Raw genomic sequence first — 1,549 nt, 5'->3', positions numbered from 1 at the left:
AGGCGATCCGGCGCGTGGAGGCGCTCGCCCCGGACTTCGTCTCCGTGACGTACGGCGCCGGCGGCTCCTCCCGGGACCGCACCATCGACGTCACCGAGCGGATCCTGACCGAGACCACACTTCGGCCGGTCGCCCATCTGACGGCCGTCGGCCACTCGGTCACCGAGCTCCGCCGGATCGTCGGCCGCTACGCCGCCGCCGGGATCCGCGACGTCCTCGCTCTGCGCGGTGACCCGCCCGGCGACCCGCAGGGCGCGTGGACCCCGCATCCCCAGGGGCTCACCTATGCGGCCGAGCTCGTCGAACTGCTCAAGAGCATCGGCTCGTTCACCGTCGGCGTGGCGGCCTTCCCGGAGCGGCATCCGCGCTCGCCGGACTGGGAGAGCGACATCCGGCACTTCGTCGCCAAGTGCCAGGCCGGCGCCGACTACGCGATCACCCAGATGTTCTTCGACCCCGAGGACTACCTCCGCCTGCGCGACCGGGTCGCCGCGGCCGGCTGCGACACCCCGATCATCCCCGAGATCATGCCGGCCACCGACGTGCGCCAGATCCGGCGCTTCGCCGAGCTGAGCAACGCCGGCTTCCCACCCGCTCTGGCCCGGCGTCTCGAAGCGGCCCGGGGCCGCCCCGAGGAAGGACACCGGATCGGGGTGGAGCACGCGACCGCGATGGGCGAGCGGCTGCTCGCCGAGGGCGCGCCCGGACTGCACTACATCACGCTCAACAGTTCGTCCGCCGCGGTGGAGATCCACCGCAATCTCGTGCCGGGACGGACCTCTGCCTCTCCCCTGCTCACCGCCGCCTGACGACTGGAGTCAACCATGGCCTCTTCCGAACTCACCCACGACTTCAAGGTCGCCGACCTGTCCCTGGCCGCGTTCGGCCGCAAGGAGATCACCCTCGCCGAGCACGAGATGCCGGGCCTGATGTCCATCCGCCGCGAGTACGCGGCCGCCCAGCCCCTGGCCGGCGCCCGTATCACCGGCTCCCTGCACATGACCGTGCAGACCGCCGTCCTCGTCGAGACCCTGGTCGCCCTCGGCGCCGAGGTCCGCTGGGTGTCCTGCAACATCTTCTCCACCCAGGACCACGCCGCCGCGGCGATCGCCGCCGCCGGTATCCCGGTCTTCGCCTGGAAGGGCGAGACGCTGGAGGAGTACTGGTGGTGCACCGAGCAGGCGCTCACCTGGCCCGGTGGTGAGGGCCCCAACATGATCCTGGACGACGGCGGCGACGCCACGCTCCTCGTCCACAAGGGCGTGGAGTTCGAGAAGGCCGGCGCCGTGCCGGACCCCACCACCGCCGACAACGAGGAGTTCCGCATCATCCTGGAACTCCTCCAGAACTCCACCCTCGACTGGGGCACCCTCGCCGCCGGAATCCGCGGCGTGACCGAGGAGACCACGACCGGTGTCCACCGTCTGTACGAGATGCACCGCGACGGCGCTCTGCTCTTCCCGGCGATCAACGTGAACGACGCCGTGACGAAGTCGAAGTTCGACAACAAGTACGGCTGCCGGCACTCGCTGATCGACGGCATCAACCG

Annotated in this window: 2 protein-coding genes; both read left to right on the top strand. The window is 70.6% G+C overall.

What is annotated here, in order from left to right:
* On the top strand, window positions 1-809 hold an 809-nt coding region (locus AB0M18_RS36610; protein ID WP_365765729.1), incomplete at its 5' end, for a methylenetetrahydrofolate reductase.
* A gap of 15 nt (window positions 810-824) precedes the next feature.
* A partial coding sequence (locus tag AB0M18_RS36605; RefSeq protein WP_365765727.1) for an adenosylhomocysteinase occupies window positions 825-1,549 on the top strand: 725 nt, incomplete at its 3' end.

This window comes from Streptomyces sp. NPDC051909 (genome assembly GCF_040681095.1).
In the GTDB taxonomy this organism is placed as follows: domain Bacteria; phylum Actinomycetota; class Actinomycetes; order Streptomycetales; family Streptomycetaceae; genus Streptomyces.
The sequence above is the reverse complement of the archived record's forward strand: the minus strand, read 5'-3'. Positions and strand labels throughout refer to the sequence as shown.